This is a genomic window from Sporosarcina koreensis, assembly GCF_001531445.1.
Lineage (GTDB): Bacteria > Bacillota > Bacilli > Bacillales_A > Planococcaceae > Sporosarcina > Sporosarcina koreensis_C.
In genome coordinates this window covers 1-1504 of record NZ_LQYA01000144.1, presented here as the reverse complement: position 1 = coordinate 1504, position 1504 = coordinate 1, and the positions used below count along the sequence as shown (strand labels likewise).

The 1504-nt window shown below is 48.1% G+C and carries 2 protein-coding genes; one reads left to right on the top strand and one right to left on the bottom strand.

Translation table 11 applies throughout. From position 1 onward, the window contains the following. Positions 1-155: 155 nt before the first annotated feature. Positions 156-614: a single-stranded DNA-binding protein gene (locus AWV70_RS23025; RefSeq protein WP_082713652.1), complete on the bottom strand. Its 459-nt coding sequence runs from the start codon at positions 612-614 to the stop codon at positions 156-158. Between the two features lie 244 nt (positions 615-858). On the opposite strand from AWV70_RS23025, the gene AWV70_RS15185 reads away from it, so the two are divergent. Then, on the top strand, positions 859-1296 hold the full coding sequence (locus AWV70_RS15185; protein WP_060208923.1) for a YwpF family protein: 438 nt from the start codon (positions 859-861) through the stop codon (positions 1294-1296). Positions 1297-1504: the final 208 nt, after the last annotated feature.

The following is a 1504-nucleotide window of genomic DNA, read 5'->3' as shown; positions in this document are numbered from 1 at the left end:
GATCCCCACCCTCCCATATCCTGATCGCTTTTTTCTCCTTCTTTACTCACATAGATATTTTCATTTCACTATTCAATTTTTGTTTTGTGTATCCAAGCTTTCCCCGGTCCCCCTTTTCACGTAATTCTCCCTGTCCTATGTATCACCCTTGGAGGTCAATAGATAGGCAGTCCCTCTTTTTCGTCCTGCGGCAGATGGAAGTTCGTGCTGACTTTCTCCTGTTCCGTTCCGCTTTCGTTGTCATCACTTTGTTGCACATTGTGTTCAGGCTCTCCGTACAAGTTGTCGTTCGATCTCCGCTTTGTCGATAGGAACCGGATTTCTTCGCCGATCACTTCAGTAACGAAGACACGGCTTTTATCTTCGCGTTCGTACGTTCTCGACTGGATTCGTCCGCCGACACCTACCAAAGATCCTTTTCCACAATGCTTCGCCGTGTTTTCCGCTACTTTCCCCCATGCCGTGCAAAGGATGAAGTCGGCATCCACTTCGCCATGCTGGTTTTTGAATTTGCGGTTTACGGCAAGAATGAAGCTCGTCTGCAGCCTTCCTTCCGATAATCTTCGTAAAATCGGATCCTTTGTCATGCGCCCTACGAGTGCAACTTGGTTCACTTTTCCCCCTCCTTTCTTCCTGTGATGTCCTTATCATATGCCGGATTGAAAATTGGCGCAAATCGATAAAATTTGGTTTTAATAGGGTTTTCGGCTACACTTTTTGGCTTGGAAATGAAGAAAACGGTTGGCAGCTAGGGTTTGAAAGTTTTCATTTATACGAGATAATTCGAGTTTAGCTGTTTCTGAAGTTTTTTTCCGGCGTATGGTATACTTGAGGCAAAAGTGAGCGGGGTGGCGCGTTATGAAGACTTTTAAGATGATTTCGGTCGGTGTATTGATGGAGGATAAAATCCAGGACTTTCCGCTGGTAGATGGCATTATTATCAATCAGGAGAATAGCCACCGGATGTGGATTTTGGAGCTTTTCATAGATAAGGAGCACCAGCAATTGTTCGAGGGATGGAAGGAGTCGGGCGAGTTACTGGAAGCGCGCGTCGTCATTTCCTATCCGGAAAATGAGCCCGCAGGATTCCGTGTGGCAGTCGATGCCGTGGAACAGATCGGCGAGCATATATCAGTCTTAATGAAGGGCCGTTTGAAGCGTGCCCGCACCCAGTATGCGGAGCATTTATTGGAGGAATTGATCACCGAAGGGCTGGGCGGCGAGGAGCTGCTGAAGCGTTTCGAATCGGATATGCGCGAGCGTCCACGCCTGAAGAAGGACCGGAAAGAAATATGAGCAAAGCCGCCTGTTGAGGGCGGCTTTTTTGTTGGTAATTTTTCGGGATTATTGGGAGTTATGAGCGCGGGGAGGAGGTTTATGAGCGTGGTTGAAGGATTTATGAGCGTGGGGCGGGGTTTATGAGCGCGGTTGAAGGGTTTATGAGCGCGGGGCGGGGTTTATGAGCGCGGGATGAATTTTACAAGCGCGTACTAGGATTTACGAA